At 64.9% G+C, this 251-nt stretch carries 1 protein-coding gene; it reads left to right on the top strand.

The window, feature by feature from the left end; translation table 11 throughout:
* A partial coding sequence (locus OP79_RS49420; RefSeq protein ID WP_169786277.1) for an ABC transporter substrate-binding protein occupies nt 1–251 on the top strand: 251 nt, incomplete at both ends.

Here is a 251-nt window from a genome sequence, read left to right as displayed (position 1 = left end):
GTGTCCGTGGTCCGCACGGACAACAAGATCACCCCGGACGCCTACAAGTCCGGCTCCATCGACGGTGCGTGGGTGCCGGAGCCGACCGCGTCCAAGCTGGTCGCCGAGGGCGGCAAGGTGCTGCTGGACGAGGCCGATCTGTGGCCGGACAAGAAGTTCGTGATCACGAACATCATCGTGTCGCAGAAGTTCCTCAAGGAGCACCCGGACGTCGTCGAGGCCGTACTGCGCGGCTCGGTGAAGACCAACGC

It is taken from the genome of Streptomyces yerevanensis (assembly GCF_000716805.1).
Lineage (GTDB): Bacteria > Actinomycetota > Actinomycetes > Streptomycetales > Streptomycetaceae > Streptomyces > Streptomyces flaveus.
Note: the sequence above shows the minus strand (reverse complement) of the source record. Positions and strands in the feature narration are given on the sequence as shown.